Raw genomic sequence first — 16,709 nt, 5'->3', positions numbered from 1 at the left:
AACAACTACTTCGCTTGTACCTAGCGGCCAAATTGGCGCACCCGGCAGGACTCGAACCTGCGACCATCCGCTTAGAAGGCGGATGCTCTATCCAGCTGAGCTACGGGCGCTTGATTTGGCTATCACGACTTTGCAGCCTCGATATGCCGCCGCAAGACCGGCTCGCACCGCCTTCTTATCTCGCTGCTGGCAGCGTTCGACAAGCGGGGCGAATCATACTCAGGGGCCTGATAGGCGTCAACGAAAAAAACAAAAAATTTCAGCCTAAGCAATCAGTTACATGCAAAACACAGGACAGCCTTGGCCCCAAGGCCCAGGCAATGCGAAAATACGCGGCAGTTTTCATTACCTTTCTATACGGGCTCCCATGACCGCCACGCTGATTGATGGCAAGCAAATCGCTGCCGACCTTCGTCTTACTATTGCCGAACGCGTCAAAGAACGCCGCAGCCAAGGCCAGCGCGCGCCGGGCTTGGCGGTGATTCTGGTCGGTAGCGACCCAGCCTCGCAGGTGTACGTGAGCCATAAGCGCAAAGATTGTGAAGAAGTGGGCTTTGTGTCCCGCGCCTTCGACCTGCCGGCCAGCACCAAACAAGACGAGCTACTGACCCTGATCGATCAGCTTAATAATGATGCCGCCATCGACGGCATTCTGGTGCAGCTGCCGCTACCGGAGCATTTAGACGCCTCGCAACTGTTAGAGCGCATCCGCCCCGATAAAGACGTCGACGGCTTCCACCCCTACAACGTGGGTCGCCTGTCGCAGCGTATGCCGCTGCTACGCCCCTGCACACCGAAAGGCATCATGACCTTGCTGGAAACCACCGGCGTTGACCTGCACGGCTTAAATGCCGTGATCGTCGGTGCATCGAACATTGTTGGCCGCCCGATGGCGCTAGAGCTGCTACTCGCCGGCTGCACCACCACTGTGACCCACCGCTTTACCCGCGACTTAGAAAGCCATGTGCGCAACGCTGATCTGGTGGTGGTCGCGGTGGGCAAGCCGGGCTTGGTTAAAGGTGAGTGGATTAAACCAGGCGCCATCGTGATCGACGTGGGCATCAACCGTTTGGACGATGGCCGCTTGGTGGGCGATGTGGATTTTGCCGTGGCCGCCGAACGCGCTGCGTTTATCACCCCGGTACCCGGCGGTGTTGGCCCGATGACCCGCGCCTGCCTGCTGGAAAACACCTTGTACGCTGCCGAGCGCTTGCACCCTTAAGTAGCATCAGCAGTCTAGCCAGCCCGACGTTATTGCTGGCAGCAACAAAAACGCCCCGACTGCCAAACAGCAGCCGGGGCGTTTTTTATCGGCCTGCGTTACTCGGCGGCCTGCTCCCAAGACTTCAGCAAGTCTTTATAGGCAATGGTCTGGCCTTGCGGCTTTTCATTGTCCAGCTTGGGCTTCGGCGCGCCCGGCTGGTCGAGCCAGTACTGCGGGTCACGCGGCTCGTTCAGCTTAGGCCCACACTCGCCCTGCACGCCGGAACGCTCGATACGCGCCAGCATGGTGTCTTGCGCGTTAGCCAAGCCATCTAGGGCTTGCTGCGGGGTTTTGTCGCCACTGGCGGCTTCGGCAATAAACTGCCACCACAGCTGCGCCAAGCGCGGGTAATCCGGCACATTGGTGCCGGTGGGCGTCCACTGCACGCGTGCGGGGCTGCGATAGAACTCCACCAAGCCGCCAAGCTTCGGCGCGGCGTCGGTCATGGCTTGCGAGTTAATGTCGGAGGCGCGAATCGGCGTTAAACCCACCAAGGTTTTCTTCAGCGATACGGTTTTCGACACCACAAACTGCGCGTACAGCCATGCTGCCAAACGCTGCTTTTGCGGGGTTGAGTTGAGGAAGGTCCAAGAGCCGGTGTCTTGATAGCCAAGCTTCATGCCCTCTTCCCAATACGGACCTTTAGGCGACGGCGCCATACGCCACTTCGGCGTGCCGTCTTCATTCACTACCGGCAGACCGGCCTTGGTCATATCGGCAGTAAAGGCGGTGTACCAGAAGATTTGCTGCGCGACGTTACCCTGCGCCGGCACTGGGCCTGCTTCAGAGAAGGTCATGCCTTGCGCTTCTGGCGGCGCGTATTGGCGCATCCAATCCACGTATTTCGTGGTTGCATACACAGCCGCCGGGCCGTTGGTATCGCCACCACGCGCGACGCTGGAGCCCGCTGGGCGGCAGCCTTCCACACGAATGCCCCACTCATCCACCGGCAGACCATTGGGCAGGCCTTTGTCGCCAGCACCGGCCATGGAGAACCAAGCATCGGTGAAGCGCCAACCCAGCGACGGGTCTTTCTTGCCGTAGTCCATGTGGCCGTAGACGCGTTGACCGTCGATGTCTTTAACCTTCTCGGAGAAAAACTCGGCGATGTCTTCATAGGCCGACCAGTTCACTGGCACGCCCAGCTCGTAGCCGTAGATTTCTTTGAACTTGGCCTTTAAGTCGGCACGCTCAAACCAGTCGGCACGGAACCAATACAAGTTGGCGAACTGCTGATCGGGCAGCTGATACAGCTTGCCATCTGGGCCGGTAGTGAACGACAGGCCGATAAAGTCGTCCAGATCCAGCGTTGGCAAGGTGTAGTCCTTACCGTCGCCGGCCATCATGTCGCTGATGGGTACTACTTTGCCGTAGCGGAAGTGCGTACCGATCAGGTCGGAGTCATTGATGTAGCCGTCGTAGATGTTTTTGTCCGACTGCATTTGGGTTTGCAGCTTCTCGACCACGTCACCTTCTTGGATCAGATCGTGGTTGAGCTTAATGCCGGTGATCTCAGTGAAGGCCTTGGCCAGCACCTTGGATTCGTACTCGTGGGTGGCGATGGTTTCCGAGGCGACGTTAATTTCCATGCCACGGAACGGCTCAGCCGCCTTGATAAACCACTGCAACTCTTGCAGCTGCTGCTCGGCGGTTAAGGTGGATGGGCTGAACTCCGCCGCAATCCATTTTTTCGCCGCTTCTTCATAGGCATCCGCCCATGCTGCCCCGCTCACACTGGCCAGCGCGATAAACGCGGCCAACGCTCGGCTCTGTTGCCTTTTGTTGTTTTTGTTAAACATCGAGCTCTCCTTTTAGTAATGAAACGCCATCAACCCATCAGCCAACGGCGCTGTTGCCTTGCACCCCGCACTTGGGGCTTGCTACTAACCCCAACGCAGTACCAGCGCCAACCACAGCAGCGCCAGTACAGAGGCAATCCATAACGGCCAGCTGGTCAGCCCGAGCACCATCAGGTGCAAGTAAGCACTGCCCAGCAGGCCAATAAACAAACGGTCACCGCGGGTGGTGGTGATAGGCAGAAAGCCCTTGCGCTCGACACACGGCGAGCGGATTTCCCACACCGTCATCACCACCAAGAGCACCGCGATGCTGCTAAAGAAGGCTGCCGTCGGCAGCGTCCACGCCATCCATTCCATGCTTTGCTCCTTACACTCGGCCCAAGGCAAAGCCTTTAGCCACATGGTTACGCACAAACCAAATCACCAGCACGCCGGGCAAAATGGTCAGCACCCCAGCAGCGGCCAACACGCCCCAGTCGATGCCCGAGGCCGACACAGTGCGGGTCATCACCGCGGCAATCGGTTTGGCATTCACCGAGGTCAACGTGCGCGCCAGCAGCAGCTCAACCCACGAGAACATGAAGCAGAAAAACGCCGTCACGCCGATGCCCGAGCCAATCAGCGGGATAAAGATCTTCACGAAGAATTTGGGGAAGCTGTAACCGTCGATATAGGCGGTCTCGTCGATCTCTTTCGGCACGCCGGAGATAAACCCTTCGAGAATCCACACCGCCAGCGGCACACTGAATAAACAGTGCGCCAGCGCCACAGCAATGTGCGTATCGAACAAGCCAATCGAGGAATACAGCTGAAAGAACGGCAGCAAAAACACCGCTGGCGGCGCCATGCGGTTGGTCAGCAGCCAGAAGAACAAGTGCTTGTCGCCCAAGAAGCGATACCGCGAGAAGGCATAAGCCGCCGGCAACGCCACCAACAGCGAGATCAGCGTGTTCAGGCACACGTAATACAGCGAGTTGAGATAGCCCTGATACCAACTCGGGTCGGTGAAGATCACTTGGTAGTTAGCCAAGGTGAAATCCTGCGGCCACAAGGTCAGCCCGCCCAAGATCTCGGTATTGCTCTTGAACGACATGTTCAGCAGCCAGTAAATAGGCACCAGCAAAAACACAATAAACAGCGCCAGCACCACACGTTTGCGGATATTCATAGGCCCCTCAACGATTCTGGTCGGCATGGGTCATGGCGGTATAGAACAGCCACGACACCAGCAAGATGATCAGGAAGTACACCAGCGAGAACGCCGCCGCCGGCCCTAGGTCGAACTGCCCCACTGCCATCTGCGTCAGGGTTTGACTCAAGAAGGTGGTGGCATTGCCCGGCCCGCCGCCGGTGAGCACGAAGGGCTCGGTATAGATCATGAAGCTGTCCATAAAGCGCAGCAGCACGGCGATCAGCAACACGCTTTTCATCTTCGGCAGCTGGATGTAGCGGAACACCGCCCACGGCGTGGCGCGGTCGATGCGCGCCGCCTGGTAATACACATCGGGAATCGCCCTAAGCCCCGAGTAACACAACAGCGCCACCAGAGAGGTCCAGTGCCACACATCCATCACCAGCACAGTGACCCAGGCATCCATCGTGTTGGCGGCGTAGTTGTAGTCAAAACCCAGCGCATTCAGCGCCCACCCCATGAGGCCGATATCCGCACGGCCGAAGATTTGCCAGATGGTGCCGACCACGTTCCACGGGATCAGCAAGGGAATCGCCAGCACGATCAAGCACACCGACACCCAACGGCCTTTGGTGGGCATACACAGGGCGATGGCGATGCCGAGCGGAATCTCGATCAGCAGCACGCAGGCGGAGAAAATAAACTGGCGCAGCAGCGAGTCGTGCAGACGACTGTCTTGCAGCACTTGCTTGTACCAATCGGCGCCGACGAAGAAGCGCGTCGAGGCATCGAAGATGTCCTGCACCGAGTAATTCACCACCGTCATCATCGGCACGATGGCGCTGAAGGCGACCAGCAAAAATACCGGCAGCACTAACCACCAGGCCTTGTTATTCGGCACCTTATTCATGGCGCGACCTCCAGCAGGTAATCATCGGCGTAGAGCATCAACCACTGGCTGGGGAAGCTGATGTACACGCTGCGCTGCGGCACCGGCTGGTCTTCTTGCAGGCGCACTTTGAGCGGCTGGCCATCCAACTGCAGGCTGAGAATCTTGTAGGTGCCGAGGTCTTCGACATGCACGAGTTCGGCGTGCATTGCCTCGTCATGCTGGCCTTCCCACACGTGGACAAACTCTGGGCGAATGCCCAGCTGTAAGCGCTGTGGCTTTAGCTCAGCCAATCGCGCATTCAGCGCCGCCGACAACGGCACCTCGGTGTTGGCAAAGCGCACGCCGCCGTCGCACGGGGTAACGTCGATCAGATTCATGCCGGGACTACCGATGAAGTAGCCAACAAAGGTGTGCCGCGGCCGCTCGAACAGTTCGCGCGGGGTGCCGAACTGGACGATCTGCCCGCCGTACATCACCGCGATCTTATCCGCGAAGGTCGAGGCCTCCAGCTGATCGTGGGTGACGTAAATCATGGTGATATTGAACTGCTCGTGAATCTGTTTGAGCTTGCGGCGCAGCTTCCACTTGAGGTGCGGGTCGATCACCGTGAGCGGCTCGTCGAACAGAATCGCCGACACGTCATCGCGCACTAAGCCACGGCCCATGGAGACTTTTTGTTTCTCGTCGGCGCTTAAGTTGCTGGCCTTTTTCTTCAGCAGTGGGTGCAGCTCGAGCACTTCGGCAATCTCGTGCACCTTGCTCATGATGCGCGGCTCATCCATGCCCTGATTGCGCAGCGGAAAAGCCAGGTTGTCGTACACCGTCATGGTGTCGTAGACCACCGGAAACTGGAAAACCTGGGCAATGTTGCGCGCTTGCGGGGTGAGTTCGTTAACCACTTGGCCATCGAACTGCACTTGCCCTTCAGACGGCACCAACAGGCCGGAAATAATGTTCAGCAAGGTCGACTTGCCGCAGCCCGACGGTCCCAACAAGGCATACGCCCCGCCTTGCTCCCACACGTGGGTCATGGCGCGAATGGCGTAATCGTCATGGCCTTGTGGCGCGGCGCTGTAGCTATGCGCCAAATCCTGTAAGCGAATCTCGGCCATCAGGCGACCCTCCCTACTTTGCTGCGTGGCGCCTGCACCAACTGGCCGGCCTGATCGAAGGCAAACAGCTTGTGGGTGGGGATATAAATCAGGATGTCGCTATCGACGGCGTATTCGTGCACGCCGGGCAAGTGCAGCACCAACACAAAGTGTTCGTTGCGCACGTGCAAAAAGGTTTCTGAGCCGCTGATCTCGGCCAAGTCGACCTGCACAGCCAGCTCCAAGTCATCGTCATTGGAGGGCACCAAACCAATGTGGCTCGGACGTACACCAAAGCGGTAGTCGGCCACGGGCAGGTCTTGCAGATCATTGTTCAGCGGGAAATGCACCGCATCGGCGAAGCTCACTTCGGTGCTACTGATTTTGCCGGGGATCAGATTGATCGGCGGCTCGGAGAACAACTCAGCGGCCAGCACCTGCTGCGGGCGGTGATATACCTCGGCGGTTTTGCCACTCTGAATCACTCGTCCTTCATGCAGCAGCGTGGTGGTACCGCCCAGCGCCAGTGCCTCGTTAGGCTCGGTGGTGGCGTACACGGCAATGGTGTGGCGAGTTTTGAACAGCTCGCGCATTTCTTGGCGCAGCTCTTCGCGTAGCTTGTAGTCCAAGTTGACCAGCGGCTCGTCAAACAGCACCAACTCGGCGTCTTTTACTAAGGCGCGGGCCATGGCGGTGCGCTGCTGCTGACCGCCGGACAACTCCAGCGGGTAACGCGCCAACAATGGCTCGATATGCAGCATGCGCGCGGTATCACGCACGCGCTGTTCGATCTCCTCCTGCGCCATGCGCGCTTGACGCAGCGGCGAGGCGATGTTGTCGAACACCGTCATGGTCGGGTAGTTGATGAATTGCTGATAGACCATCGACACGTTGCGTTGGCGAACCGGCACGCCGGTAACATCCGCGCCGTTCATCAGCACGCGGCCAGAAGTCGGGCGATCTAAGCCGGCCAGTAAACGCATCAAGCTGGTTTTCCCGGCCAGGGTGCGCCCGAGCAGAACATTGAACGATCCGGGTTCGAAACTTAAACAGGCGTCGTCGATATACACCTGGTTATCCACGACACGGCTGACGTGTTCGAGGGTCAGAGACATAGCAGGCCCTTATTCTTGTTGATGCCTTTTGCGTACTTGTGAGCGATTGCGCAACCTGCGCACGCCCTTACGCTGCTTACAACCACTAAGCGAGGCGCATGCCAAACACTGCAACTTGGGTGAAATAATTTTCTATCTTGTTGTTTTTATTGATAAATCATTAAAAAAACCGGCCCTCCACCTGCCTAGCGAACATGGCGCGGCGTGTTCACTCTGAACAATTGAACACTGCGCAAGGTGTTGACACTGAACAGTGTTGAACAACACCCTGTGAGCAATTAGCACCGCGCACAACAACAAACAGCGGCACAGGCAGGGACCCCCATGACAGAGGCCAACACGCCCCTTTCGCATGAAGCATTGATTGAAGATTCGTGGTCGCGCTGCCGCGCCTTTGGTCTGACACACGGCAGCGCCCCCAGCTTTGGCCAGGCCTCAGCCGGTGCCGTCAGCGCCCTGCAAGACAGCCACCATCAGCTGGTAAAAACCACGCAACTGGAAGTGCTGCCCTATTACCGCAATATTCTGGCCAACTCCAAGTGCTTGATCATGCTGGCCGATAACCAAGGCCAACTGCTGCAAACCTGGGGCGACCAGCGCTTTATCGACGCGCCGTACAGCGCAGGCTTCGCCCCCGGCGCCAATTGGCTGGAACGCGGCACCGGCACCAATGCCATTGGCACGGCGCTATCTTGCGGGCATGCGGTGCATATCCAACACGATGAGCACTTCTTAAAAGCCAACCGCTTTATGACCGGCTCCGCCTCGCCGATTTTTAACGAGCAGCGCGAGATGGTCGCCGTGTTGGATGTCTCCAGCGACAGCTATCTGCCGGCGGCGCACACCTTGGGCATGGTGAAAATGATGAGCCAGTCGGTGGAAAACCGACTGATTCTTAACCTGTTTCGCGAGCGCTATTTCCAGCTGACCTTTAACACCAGCCTAGAGAACCTCACCAGCCCGTGGTCGGGCCTACTGGTGTTTGATGAAGACGGCTTTATTGTCTCGGCCAACCGCCGTGCCGACAGCTTGCTGGGCGTGCAGCTCACCCGTTTAAGTCTGGATAAACTGTTCGACGCGCCGTTAAACCGCCTACTCAATCAACCTGACGGCCTACCCTTTAGCCTGCGCACCCACGGCCAGCTGCGCTTTCATGCACGCCTTGAGCGCCCTACTCAGCCAGCGCCGATCAAAGCCCGCGACTTTCGCCCCAGCAGCGCAGCGAGCACTCCAGCGCCGCCAAGCAACAGCGAGGCTGCGCCTGGCGTACTGACCTTAGAGGCGATTAACCTAGGCGACCCGCGCGTGGATAAAGCTGTGCGCCAAGCCGAGCGGTTGCTGGAAAAAGACATCCCGATTCTGGTGCAGGGCGAAACCGGCGTGGGCAAAGAGGTGTTCGTCAAAGCCCTGCACCACGCGAGCTCGCGCGCCAAGCAAAACTTAGTGGCGGTTAACTGCGCGGCGATTCCCGCCGAGCTGGTGGAGTCCGAGCTGTTTGGCTACGAAAAAGGCGCCTTCACAGGTGCCAGCCAAAAAGGCAGCGTCGGGCTGATTCGCAAAGCGCACAAAGGCACCCTGTTTTTAGATGAAGTCGGCGACATGCCGCTGCGCGTGCAGGCTCGCCTGCTGCGTGTACTGCAAGAGCGCTGCGTGCAACCGCTGGGCAGTAGCGAGCTGTATCCGGTGGATATCCGCTTGATCTCCGCCACCAACCGGCCGCTGCGCTTAGACGTAGAGCAGCAACTGTTTCGCCAAGACCTGTATTACCGCATCAGTGGCCTAAACCTTGAACTGCCGCCGCTGCGTGAGCGCAGCGACCGCCAAGCTTTGTTCCAGCGCCTCTGGCAACACCATCGCGAACCCCACCAACAGGCAGGCTTAAGCGCCGAAGTGCTGACGCTGTTTGACCAACACCCTTGGCCCGGCAACCTGCGCCAGCTCAGCAGCGTGATGCAAATCGCCTTAGCCATGGCCGACGAACAAGCCATTCAAGCTGAGCACCTGCCGGATGATTTCTTCGCCGACTTGCCGTCTCAGCCAAGCAATCTAATGCCTAAGCAAATAACACCGGGAGACAGCAGCGACAGCGACGACCTCGCCGCGCTATGGGCAGCCAGTGACGGCAATGTCTCGGAGCTCGCCCGTCAGCTAGGTGTTAGCCGCAACACTCTGTATAAACGTTTGCGCGAGCAAGGCCTGAAATAACGCCTATTCAAGCTCATGCTTAAGCCCTCACCGCTAAGGACAGCCCCATGACCAGCACCACCCTCAACCCCATCGACGCCAATCGGCAAGCGTGGGACTACTCCGCCGCCCTGCACCGGCAAAGTGCTAGCTGGCAGGCGCTGTGTACGGCCATTCGCGCCGCAGACTTTAATTGCTTCGACGCCACCCTGCTCGCCCGCTTAACCGCCCTCGATATAGCCGGTAAACACGTGGTGCAAGTGGGCTGCAACAATGGCCGCGAGTGTTTTGCCTTATATGCACTCGGCGCCGCTGCGGTGACCGGCATCGACCAATCGGCGGAGTTTCTTGCCCAAGGCGCCGAGCTAAACCAACTGAGCCCGCACGAGGTGCGTTTTGTCGCCTGCGACATCCACCAAGCGCCGAGCGAGTTGCACGGCCAGTTCGATGTATTACTGATCACCATCGGCGTGCTGAATTGGATGCCCAACCTCACGGCATTTTTTGCCGCAGCCAGCGCCCTATTACGCAGTGGCGGGCAAGTGCTGATCTACGAAACCCACCCGCTACTGGAAATGCTCGACCCATACAGCAGCACGCCGCTGCAACTGGTAAACAGCTACTTTCAGGCCGGCCCCTGCGTCGATTATGAGGCGATTGTTTACGAGGGCGCAGCGCCGGCCAGCGAACACCCGAGCGTGTGGTTTACCCACAGTTTGGCGGAGGTGTTCAGCGCCCTACTCGCCAACGGCTTACAGATCAGCCACTTTGCCGAATACCCGCACTGCAATCGCGAAGAGTGCTACGAGCAGTACGAGAGCCAAGCGATTCAGCTGCCCATGTGTTACACGCTAGAAGCCTGCAAATAGATTGAGTGGCTGCACAACCTAAGCACGGCGTTACGCGGTGCTCACATCCTCGCCTACCAAAAGGTATGTCTCGTATGCTGCGCTCCGGGCGCCTTGCGCTTCGGCTGTTCGCCGACTCAATAGGGATCAGCACACAACAAAAAGCCCGGCTCGCTTAACGCTGCCGGGCTTTTTGTTGTAAGGCGCTTAAGTAACGCTGGCTTAGTCCGCCAAGCGCCAGGTTGTGCCGCCTTTGCCGTCTTCCAGCACCACGCCCATGGCGGTGAGCTGGTCGCGGATGCGGTCGCTTTCCGCCCAGTTCTTATCGGCACGCGCTTGCAGGCGAGCGGCGATCAAGGCGTCGACTTCGGCGGCATCCACTTTGCCGGCAGCACCCGCTTGGAGGAACTCTTCCGGTGCCAGTTGCAGCACACCCAGCACCTCAGCCAACGCTTTCAAGCGCGCCGCTAAGCCAGCGGCGGCTTGCAGGTCGGTGTCGCGCAGGCGGTTCACTTCACGTGCCAGCTCAAACAGCACGGCGCAGGCTTCGGGGCTGTTGAAATCGTCGTCCATCGCTGCCGCAAAACGCTCGGCATACGCCTCGCCGCCTGCAACAGGCACTTCTGGCAGGCCTTTTAAGGCGTTGTAGAAGCGTTCCAGCGCCGCTTTGGCTTCTTTTAAGCTGTCTTCGGCGTAGTTGATCGGGCTGCGGTAGTGGCTGGACACCAGCAGGTAGCGCACTACCTCGGGGTGGTACTTTTCCAGCACTTCGCGGATGGTGAAGAAGTTACCCAAGCTCTTGGACATCTTCTCGCCATCCACGCGCACAGCGCCGGCGTGCATCCACGCGTTGGCGTACTGCTTGCCGGTGGCCGCTTCGCTCTGGGCGATTTCGTTTTCGTGGTGCGGGAAGACTAAGTCTGGGCCACCGCCATGAATATCGAAGGTGTCGCCCAAGCAGCAGGTGGACATCACCGAGCACTCGATGTGCCAACCGGGTCGGCCTTTGCCCCACGGCGAATCCCAGCTCGGCTCGCCGGGCTTGGCGGCTTTCCACAGCACGAAATCCAGCGGATCTTCTTTGGACTCATCAACCTCGATGCGCGCACCGATTTTTAAGTCTTCAATTTTGCGCCGCGACAGCTTGCCGTAGCCGACAAACTTGACCACGCGGTAGTACACATCACCATTGCTGGCGGGGTAGGCAAAGCCTTTGTCGATCAGGGTTTGGATCATGCTGTGCATGCCGTCGATATGCGCAGTAGCGCGCGGCTCGATATCCGGGCGCAGCACATTGAGGCGCGCTTCGTCTTCATGCATAGCGGCGATCATGCGCTCGACCAGCACTTCAAACGGCTCGCCGTTTTCGTTGGCGCGCTTGATGATCTTGTCGTCGATGTCGGTGATATTGCGCACGTAGGTTACGTCGTAACCGCGCGCGCGCAGCCAGCGAGTGACCACGTCAAAAGCGACCATCACGCGGGCGTGGCCGATGTGGCAGAAGTCATAGACCGTCATGCCACACACGTACAAACGCACTTGGTTGCCCACCAGCGGTTTGAATTCGGCTTTTTCTTTGCTCAGGGTGCTGTAAATGGAAAGCGCCACGCTTAGCCTCCCCAGCTATCGCGCAGGGTTACGGTGCGGTTAAACACCGGCAGGCCTGGCTTGGAGTCTTTTAAGTCGGCGACAAAGTAGCCTTCGCGCTCGAACTGGAAGCGGTCTTCCGCTGCGGCATTGCCCAGCGACGGCTCGGCACGGCAACCGGTGAGCACTTGCAGCGACTCGGGGTTGATGTTGTCGAGGAAGCTGCCGCCGTCTTCGCTCTTCTCCGGGTTAGCGGATTTGAACAGGCGGTCGTACAAACGCACTTCGCACTCGACGCTCTCGGCAGCCGGCACCCAGTGGATCACGCCCTTGACCTTGCGGCCCTCGGGGTTCTTACCCAGGGTGTTCTCGTCGTAGCTGCAGCGCAGCTCAACGATGTTGCCGGCGGCGTCTTTGATCGCCTCATCGGCGCGGATCACATAGCTGCCGCGCAGGCGCACTTCGCCGCCGGGAATCAAACGCTTAAAGCCTGCTGGAGGCACTTCTTCGAAGTCGCTGGCGTCGATGTAGATCTCACGGCTAAACGGCAGCACGCGCACGCCCATGTCTTGCTTGGGGTGGCAGGGCAGTTCGAGGTTTTCGACTTGGCCTTCTGGGTAGTTGGTAATCACTACCTTGAGCGGCTTGAGCACGCACATGGCGCGCGGCGCGTTGGCATCCAAGTCATCGCGAATGGCGAACTCGAGCATGCCAACATCCACCACACCACCGGCGCGGTTAACGCCGATCATGTCGCAGAAGGTGCGAATCGACGCAGGGGTATAACCACGGCGGCGATAGCCCGATAGCGTGCTCATGCGCGGGTCATCCCAACCGGCCACATGGTTTTCATCCACCAGCTGTTTGAGTTTGCGCTTGCTGGTGATGGTGTAGTTGAGGTTTAGGCGGGCAAATTCGTACTGACGCGGCTGCGCCGGCACCGGCAGGTTTTCCAAGAACCACTCGTACAGCGGGCGGTGGTCTTCAAATTCCAGCGTGCAGATGGAGTGAGTGATGCCTTCCAGTGCATCCGACTGACCATGGGTGAAATCGTAGCTGGGGTAGATGCACCACTTGTCGCCTGTCTGATGGTGATGGGCGTGACGAATGCGGTAAAGAATCGGGTCGCGCAGGTTCATGTTCGGCGACGCCATGTCAATCTTGGCACGCAGCGCACGGGCGCCATCGGGGAACTCACCGGCTTTCATGCGCGCAAACAGGTCGAGGTTTTCCGCCACACTGCGCTCGCGGAACGGGCTGTTCTTGCCCGGCTCGGTGAGGCTGCCGCGGTATTCGCGGGCTTCTTCCGGCGACAGGTCACACACATAAGCTTTGCCAGCGTTGATCAGGTGCACCGCCCAATCATGCAGCTGCTCGAAGTAGTTCGAGGCATAGCGCTCTTCACCCGCCCACTGGAAACCCAGCCACTGCACATCGCTCTTGATCGCGTCGATGTACTCTTGGTCTTCTTTGGCCGGATTAGTGTCGTCGAAACGTAAGTTGCACTGCCCGCCAAACTCTTCTGCCAAGCCGAAGTTCAAACAAATGCTCTTGGCATGCCCGATATGCAGGTAGCCATTGGGCTCCGGCGGAAAACGGGTCACGATGGCAGCGTGCTTGCCGCTCTCTAAGTCGCCCTGCACGACCGCGCGCAGGAAATTGGCAGCTTTTTCGACGGTGGGTTTACTCATGAGTCCTTTTCGCTGTGCTTAGCGGCCGGGGTAGGCCAGAAAAATCAAAGGCCGTATCATACCCGAAGCGGCCAAGCCCCTGACAGGCAAGCAGGCGAAAACTGTCGGCCCTCCTCTTTCTTTATCGGCATGAGCACTCAGGCATGATCAAACTGCATACCAACTTTGGCGTGATTACCTTGAACCTGTTTGAAGACAAGGCGCCCAAGACCTGCGCCAACTTCAAGGAATACGTAAAAAGCGGCCATTACGACGGCACCGTGTTTCACCGCGTGATTAACAACTTCATGATTCAAGGCGGCGGCTTTGCTCAGGGCATGGAGCAAAAATCCACCCGCGCACCGATCGAAAACGAAGCCGACAACGGCGTGGCCAACAAAGTCGGCACCATCGCCATGGCACGCACCCAAGACCCGCACTCTGCCAGCGCACAGTTCTTTATCAACGTGGCGGATAACGACTTCTTGAACCACTCCAGCAAGTCGATTCAGGGCTGGGGCTATGCGGTATTCGGTGAAGTCACCGAGGGCATGGACGTGGTTAACAGCATCAAGCAAGTGGCCACCACCAGCCGCATGGGCCATCAAGATGTGCCAGCGGAAGATGTGGTGATCGAGCGTGCTGAGATCGTCGAGTAACGCGTGCGCGTTCTGTTCATTTCAGACCTGCACTTAGAAGAGGAGCGCCCGGACATTACCCGGGCGCTCCTACGTTTTCTTGATCAGCAGGCCACCGGCTGTGATGCGCTGTATATCTTGGGCGACTTCTTTGAAGTGTGGATTGGCGACGATGCGCAAGCGCCGTTTCAGCGCGACATCGCCGCTAAGCTCAAGGCCTTAAGCGCCAGCGGCTGCAAGCTGTACCTGATGCACGGCAACCGCGACTTTATGCTCGGCAAGCGCTTTTGCCAGCAGGCCGGCGCCACCTTACTGAAAGACCCGACCGTCATCCCGCTCAACGGCCAGCCCGTGCTGCTCACCCACGGCGATTTGCTGTGCAGCGACGACGTGGGCTATCAAAAGCTGCGACGTATTCTGCGCAACCCCATCACCTTGTGGATTTTGCGCCACCTGCCACTGGCCAAGCGCCAGCAACTGGCGCGCAAGCTGCGCAACCAGAGCAAAAACAGCACGCAGATGAAGGCCGCCGAGATCATGGACGTGAACAACCGCACGGTCAGCGAGTATCTAGAGCGCTATGCCTGCAACACGCTGATCCACGGTCATACCCACCGCCCCGCGCAGCATCAGCACAACGTCGACGGCCACACCGCTGAGCGCTGGGTATTGGGCGACTGGGATAAAGCCCTGTGGTTTATTGAAGCCAATGAGCAAGGCTTAACCCTGCAACAACAACCCCTGTAATCAGACCGGCACGCCGGAGTGAAAGCGAAACTGCTCATCCGGCGTGCTAATCAGGCGGTTTTCTTCGGCACGAATCTCGGCAATCCGCGCTTCAACATCCTCGCCCTCGGCATACAGGCGCGCTAACTCGATATAGCCCTGGTAGTGGCGCCCTTCGCTTTCCAGTAGCCCTGCGTAGAACTTCGCCAGTTCTGCATCTAAGTGCGGCACCAATGCGGCAAAGCGCTCGCACGAACGCGCCTCAATAAACGCGCCGACAATCAAGATATCGATCAGCTTGTGCGGCTCCTGAGGGCGCACCAGTGTGCGTAAACCGGCTGCATAGCGCGAGGCGCTTAAGCCTTTGAGGGCAATGCCGCGTTTTTTAATCAGCCGCGTCACTTGCTCGAAATGCACCAGCTCTTCGCGCACTAAGCGCGACATCTTGGCCGTCAGCTCGGGGCGGTTGATGTGCCGGCCGAGCAAGCTCAAGGCACTTTGCGCAGCTTTATATTCCAGCACGCGGTGATCGAGCAGCAGTATCTCTTGCTCGCGCAAAGCACGCTCTATCCAGGCTTGCGGCGTGGTCACATGGCCTAAAAACTCAATAATCGGCTCCAGAATCGCCGGTGCAGTCATCACCAATAACCTTCAATCAATCAACCAATGCAGGAATAACCATTCACCCGCACCATAAGCTGTGGCAGGCTGAACGTGGTGGCGGATTATAACGATAAAAAATCAAACGCCTGTTTGAGCTCGTATTGATATACGTCAAACGCCCAGCCAGCTGTCGGGCTAGAGTACTTGCAGAAATAACTAGAACCATTCAGGGAGACACGTATGCAAGCCATTCGAAGTATTTTGGTTGTGGTTCATCCCAGCCTACCCGAGACCCTTGCTCTTAAACGCGCCAAGCTGATTGCCGGCGTGACGCAATCGCACCTGCATCTGCTGGCTTGCAGTAAAGATGAGCAAACCGACTTCTTAACTGACCTAACCGACAAGCTCCAAGCCGACGGTTTTAGCGCCAGCGCGCAGACTGCATGGCACAAGAGCCTGCACGAAACCATCATCATGGTGCAGCAAACCGAAGGCTGCGGCTTAGTGGTTAAACAGCACCTGCCAGATAACCCGCTGAAAAAAGCCCTGCTCACCCCCGATGACTGGAAGCTGCTGCGCCACTGCCCCGCTCCGGTGCTGATGGTTAAGCACGACCGTCCGTGGGCCGATGGCAAAGTGTTGGCCGCCGTGGATGTCGGCAACAACGATGGCGAGCACAAAATGCTGCATGCCAGCTTAGTTAGCCACGCTGTGGATATCGCCAACTTAGCGAAAACCGAAGCGCACATCGTCAGTGCTTACCCAGCGCCTATGCTGTCTGCGGCGGACCCTACCTTCCAACTGAAAGAAACCATCGAAGCGCGCTACCGCAGTGCTTGTGCTGGCTTTATGCAAGAGCACGGCTTGAGCGAAGCGCAACTGCACTTAGCCGAAGGCCCAGCCGACGTGCTGATTCCGCAAACCGCGCATGAGATTGGCGCCGTAGTCACTGTGATGGGCACTGTGGCCCGCTCCGGCATTGCCGGCGCGCTGATCGGCAACACCGCCGAAGTGGTGCTGGATGCGCTGGAAACCGACATTCTGGTGCTCAAGCCGGAAGACGTGATGGAGCATCTGGAAACCCTGCTGGCCAGCAATAGCTAGCGCCAGTTAATAGCCACTTGCCAGCCAAAGCCCTGCTCTGCAGGGCTTTTTTGTGC

15 protein-coding genes and 1 tRNA gene are annotated in these 16,709 nt (G+C 58.4%); 6 read left to right on the top strand and 10 right to left on the bottom strand.

All coding sequences use genetic code 11. From position 1 onward, the window contains the following. Positions 1-33: 33 nt before the first annotated feature. A tRNA-Arg gene (locus tag BMX80_RS11970) sits at positions 34-110 on the bottom strand. A gap of 257 nt (positions 111-367) precedes the next feature. Here BMX80_RS11970 and folD point away from each other — a divergent pair. Then, complete coding sequence (gene folD / locus BMX80_RS11960) at positions 368-1,222, top strand: bifunctional methylenetetrahydrofolate dehydrogenase/methenyltetrahydrofolate cyclohydrolase FolD (RefSeq protein ID WP_071871306.1); 855 nt, start codon at positions 368-370, stop codon at positions 1,220-1,222. A 98-nt stretch (positions 1,223-1,320) separates the two neighbouring features. On the opposite strand, the gene BMX80_RS11955 is transcribed toward folD, so the two are convergent. The 6 genes from BMX80_RS11955 to BMX80_RS11930 all read right to left on the bottom strand — a co-directional run bounded on the left by BMX80_RS11955 (position 1,321) and on the right by BMX80_RS11930 (position 7,293). Continuing rightward, the gene (locus tag BMX80_RS11955) at positions 1,321-3,063 is read right to left on the bottom strand and encodes an ABC transporter substrate-binding protein (RefSeq protein ID WP_074868806.1); all 1,743 of its coding nucleotides are present in this window, start codon (positions 3,061-3,063) and stop codon (positions 1,321-1,323) included. Between the two features lie 84 nt (positions 3,064-3,147). Next, on the bottom strand, positions 3,148-3,420 hold the full coding sequence (locus BMX80_RS11950; protein WP_074868803.1) for a DUF2160 domain-containing protein: 273 nt from the start codon (positions 3,418-3,420) through the stop codon (positions 3,148-3,150). 10 nt (positions 3,421-3,430) lie between these two features. Further along, complete coding sequence (locus tag BMX80_RS11945; RefSeq protein ID WP_071871303.1) at positions 3,431-4,231, bottom strand: carbohydrate ABC transporter permease; 801 nt, start codon at positions 4,229-4,231, stop codon at positions 3,431-3,433. A gap of 7 nt (positions 4,232-4,238) precedes the next feature. Then, a complete protein-coding gene (locus tag BMX80_RS11940) occupies positions 4,239-5,105 on the bottom strand; it encodes a carbohydrate ABC transporter permease (protein ID WP_074868801.1) in 867 nt (288 codons plus the stop codon). Beyond that, on the bottom strand, positions 5,102-6,199 hold the full coding sequence (locus tag BMX80_RS11935; protein WP_074868798.1) for an ABC transporter ATP-binding protein: 1,098 nt from the start codon (positions 6,197-6,199) through the stop codon (positions 5,102-5,104). The genes BMX80_RS11940 and BMX80_RS11935 overlap by 4 nt, the downstream gene beginning before the upstream one ends. Further along, a complete protein-coding gene (locus BMX80_RS11930) occupies positions 6,199-7,293 on the bottom strand; it encodes an ABC transporter ATP-binding protein (protein ID WP_074868796.1) in 1,095 nt (364 codons plus the stop codon). The genes BMX80_RS11935 and BMX80_RS11930 overlap by 1 nt, the downstream gene beginning before the upstream one ends. Positions 7,294-7,617: 324 nt before the next feature. Here BMX80_RS11930 and BMX80_RS11925 point away from each other — a divergent pair, with 324 nt between their 5' ends. Further along, positions 7,618-9,498 (top strand): sigma-54-dependent Fis family transcriptional regulator, encoded by a 1,881-nt coding sequence (locus tag BMX80_RS11925; protein ID WP_074868793.1) that lies wholly within the window; start codon positions 7,618-7,620, stop codon positions 9,496-9,498. Positions 9,499-9,545: 47 nt separating this feature from the next. After that, positions 9,546-10,346 carry a class I SAM-dependent methyltransferase gene (locus tag BMX80_RS11920; protein WP_074868790.1) on the top strand — a complete coding sequence of 267 codons (801 nt, stop codon included), beginning with the start codon at positions 9,546-9,548 and terminating at the stop codon, positions 10,344-10,346. 201 nt (positions 10,347-10,547) lie between these two features. Here the strand turns inward: BMX80_RS11920 and cysS are convergent, their stop codons facing one another. Beyond that, positions 10,548-11,933, bottom strand: coding sequence for a cysteine--tRNA ligase (gene cysS, locus BMX80_RS11915; RefSeq protein ID WP_074868787.1), 1,386 nt, complete (start codon positions 11,931-11,933; stop codon positions 10,548-10,550). Between the two features lie 2 nt (positions 11,934-11,935). Further along, positions 11,936-13,603: a glutamine--tRNA ligase/YqeY domain fusion protein gene (locus tag BMX80_RS11910; protein WP_074868786.1), complete on the bottom strand. Its 1,668-nt coding sequence runs from the start codon at positions 13,601-13,603 to the stop codon at positions 11,936-11,938. A gap of 143 nt (positions 13,604-13,746) precedes the next feature. On the opposite strand from BMX80_RS11910, the gene BMX80_RS11905 reads away from it, so the two are divergent. Continuing rightward, positions 13,747-14,241, top strand: a complete 495-nt coding sequence (locus BMX80_RS11905) for a peptidylprolyl isomerase (protein WP_074868783.1) — start codon at positions 13,747-13,749, stop codon at positions 14,239-14,241. Between the two features lie 3 nt (positions 14,242-14,244). Further along, positions 14,245-14,967, top strand: coding sequence for a UDP-2,3-diacylglucosamine diphosphatase (locus BMX80_RS11900; protein WP_074868780.1), 723 nt, complete (start codon positions 14,245-14,247; stop codon positions 14,965-14,967). Here BMX80_RS11900 and miaE read toward each other — a convergent pair whose 3' ends face one another. Continuing rightward, a complete protein-coding gene (gene miaE / locus BMX80_RS11895) occupies positions 14,968-15,585 on the bottom strand; it encodes a MiaE family protein (RefSeq protein ID WP_074868777.1) in 618 nt (205 codons plus the stop codon). A 204-nt stretch (positions 15,586-15,789) separates the two neighbouring features. Between miaE and BMX80_RS11890 the strand changes: the two genes are divergently transcribed. Beyond that, complete coding sequence (locus BMX80_RS11890; RefSeq protein WP_074868775.1) at positions 15,790-16,653, top strand: universal stress protein; 864 nt, start codon at positions 15,790-15,792, stop codon at positions 16,651-16,653. The last annotated feature ends 56 nt before the right edge of the window (positions 16,654-16,709 follow it).

This window comes from Atopomonas hussainii (assembly GCF_900109735.1).
GTDB classification, from domain to species: domain Bacteria; phylum Pseudomonadota; class Gammaproteobacteria; order Pseudomonadales; family Pseudomonadaceae; genus Atopomonas; species Atopomonas hussainii.
Note: the sequence above shows the minus strand (reverse complement) of the source record. Positions and strands in the feature narration are given on the sequence as shown.

Bases quoted from the DNA above. Each gene is read 5' to 3' on its own strand.
- BMX80_RS11945 (WP_071871303.1), bottom strand. From the start codon at position 4,231: ATGAATATCCGCAAACGTGTGGTGCTGGCGCTGTTTATTGTGTTTTTG.
- BMX80_RS11920 (WP_074868790.1), top strand. From the start codon at position 9,546: ATGACCAGCACCACCCTCAACCCCATCGACGCCAATCGGCAAGCGTGG.
- BMX80_RS11955 (WP_074868806.1), bottom strand. From the start codon at position 3,063: ATGTTTAACAAAAACAACAAAAGGCAACAGAGCCGAGCGTTGGCCGCG.
- BMX80_RS11950 (WP_074868803.1), bottom strand. From the start codon at position 3,420: ATGGAATGGATGGCGTGGACGCTGCCGACGGCAGCCTTCTTTAGCAGC.
- BMX80_RS11890 (WP_074868775.1), top strand. From the start codon at position 15,790: ATGCAAGCCATTCGAAGTATTTTGGTTGTGGTTCATCCCAGCCTACCC.
- miaE (WP_074868777.1), bottom strand. From the start codon at position 15,585: ATGACTGCACCGGCGATTCTGGAGCCGATTATTGAGTTTTTAGGCCAT.
- BMX80_RS11940 (WP_074868801.1), bottom strand. From the start codon at position 5,105: ATGAATAAGGTGCCGAATAACAAGGCCTGGTGGTTAGTGCTGCCGGTA.
- BMX80_RS11905 (WP_074868783.1), top strand. From the start codon at position 13,747: ATGATCAAACTGCATACCAACTTTGGCGTGATTACCTTGAACCTGTTT.
- folD (WP_071871306.1), top strand. From the start codon at position 368: ATGACCGCCACGCTGATTGATGGCAAGCAAATCGCTGCCGACCTTCGT.
- BMX80_RS11910 (WP_074868786.1), bottom strand. From the start codon at position 13,603: ATGAGTAAACCCACCGTCGAAAAAGCTGCCAATTTCCTGCGCGCGGTC.
- BMX80_RS11925 (WP_074868793.1), top strand. From the start codon at position 7,618: ATGACAGAGGCCAACACGCCCCTTTCGCATGAAGCATTGATTGAAGAT.
- BMX80_RS11935 (WP_074868798.1), bottom strand. From the start codon at position 6,199: ATGGCCGAGATTCGCTTACAGGATTTGGCGCATAGCTACAGCGCCGCG.
- BMX80_RS11930 (WP_074868796.1), bottom strand. From the start codon at position 7,293: ATGTCTCTGACCCTCGAACACGTCAGCCGTGTCGTGGATAACCAGGTG.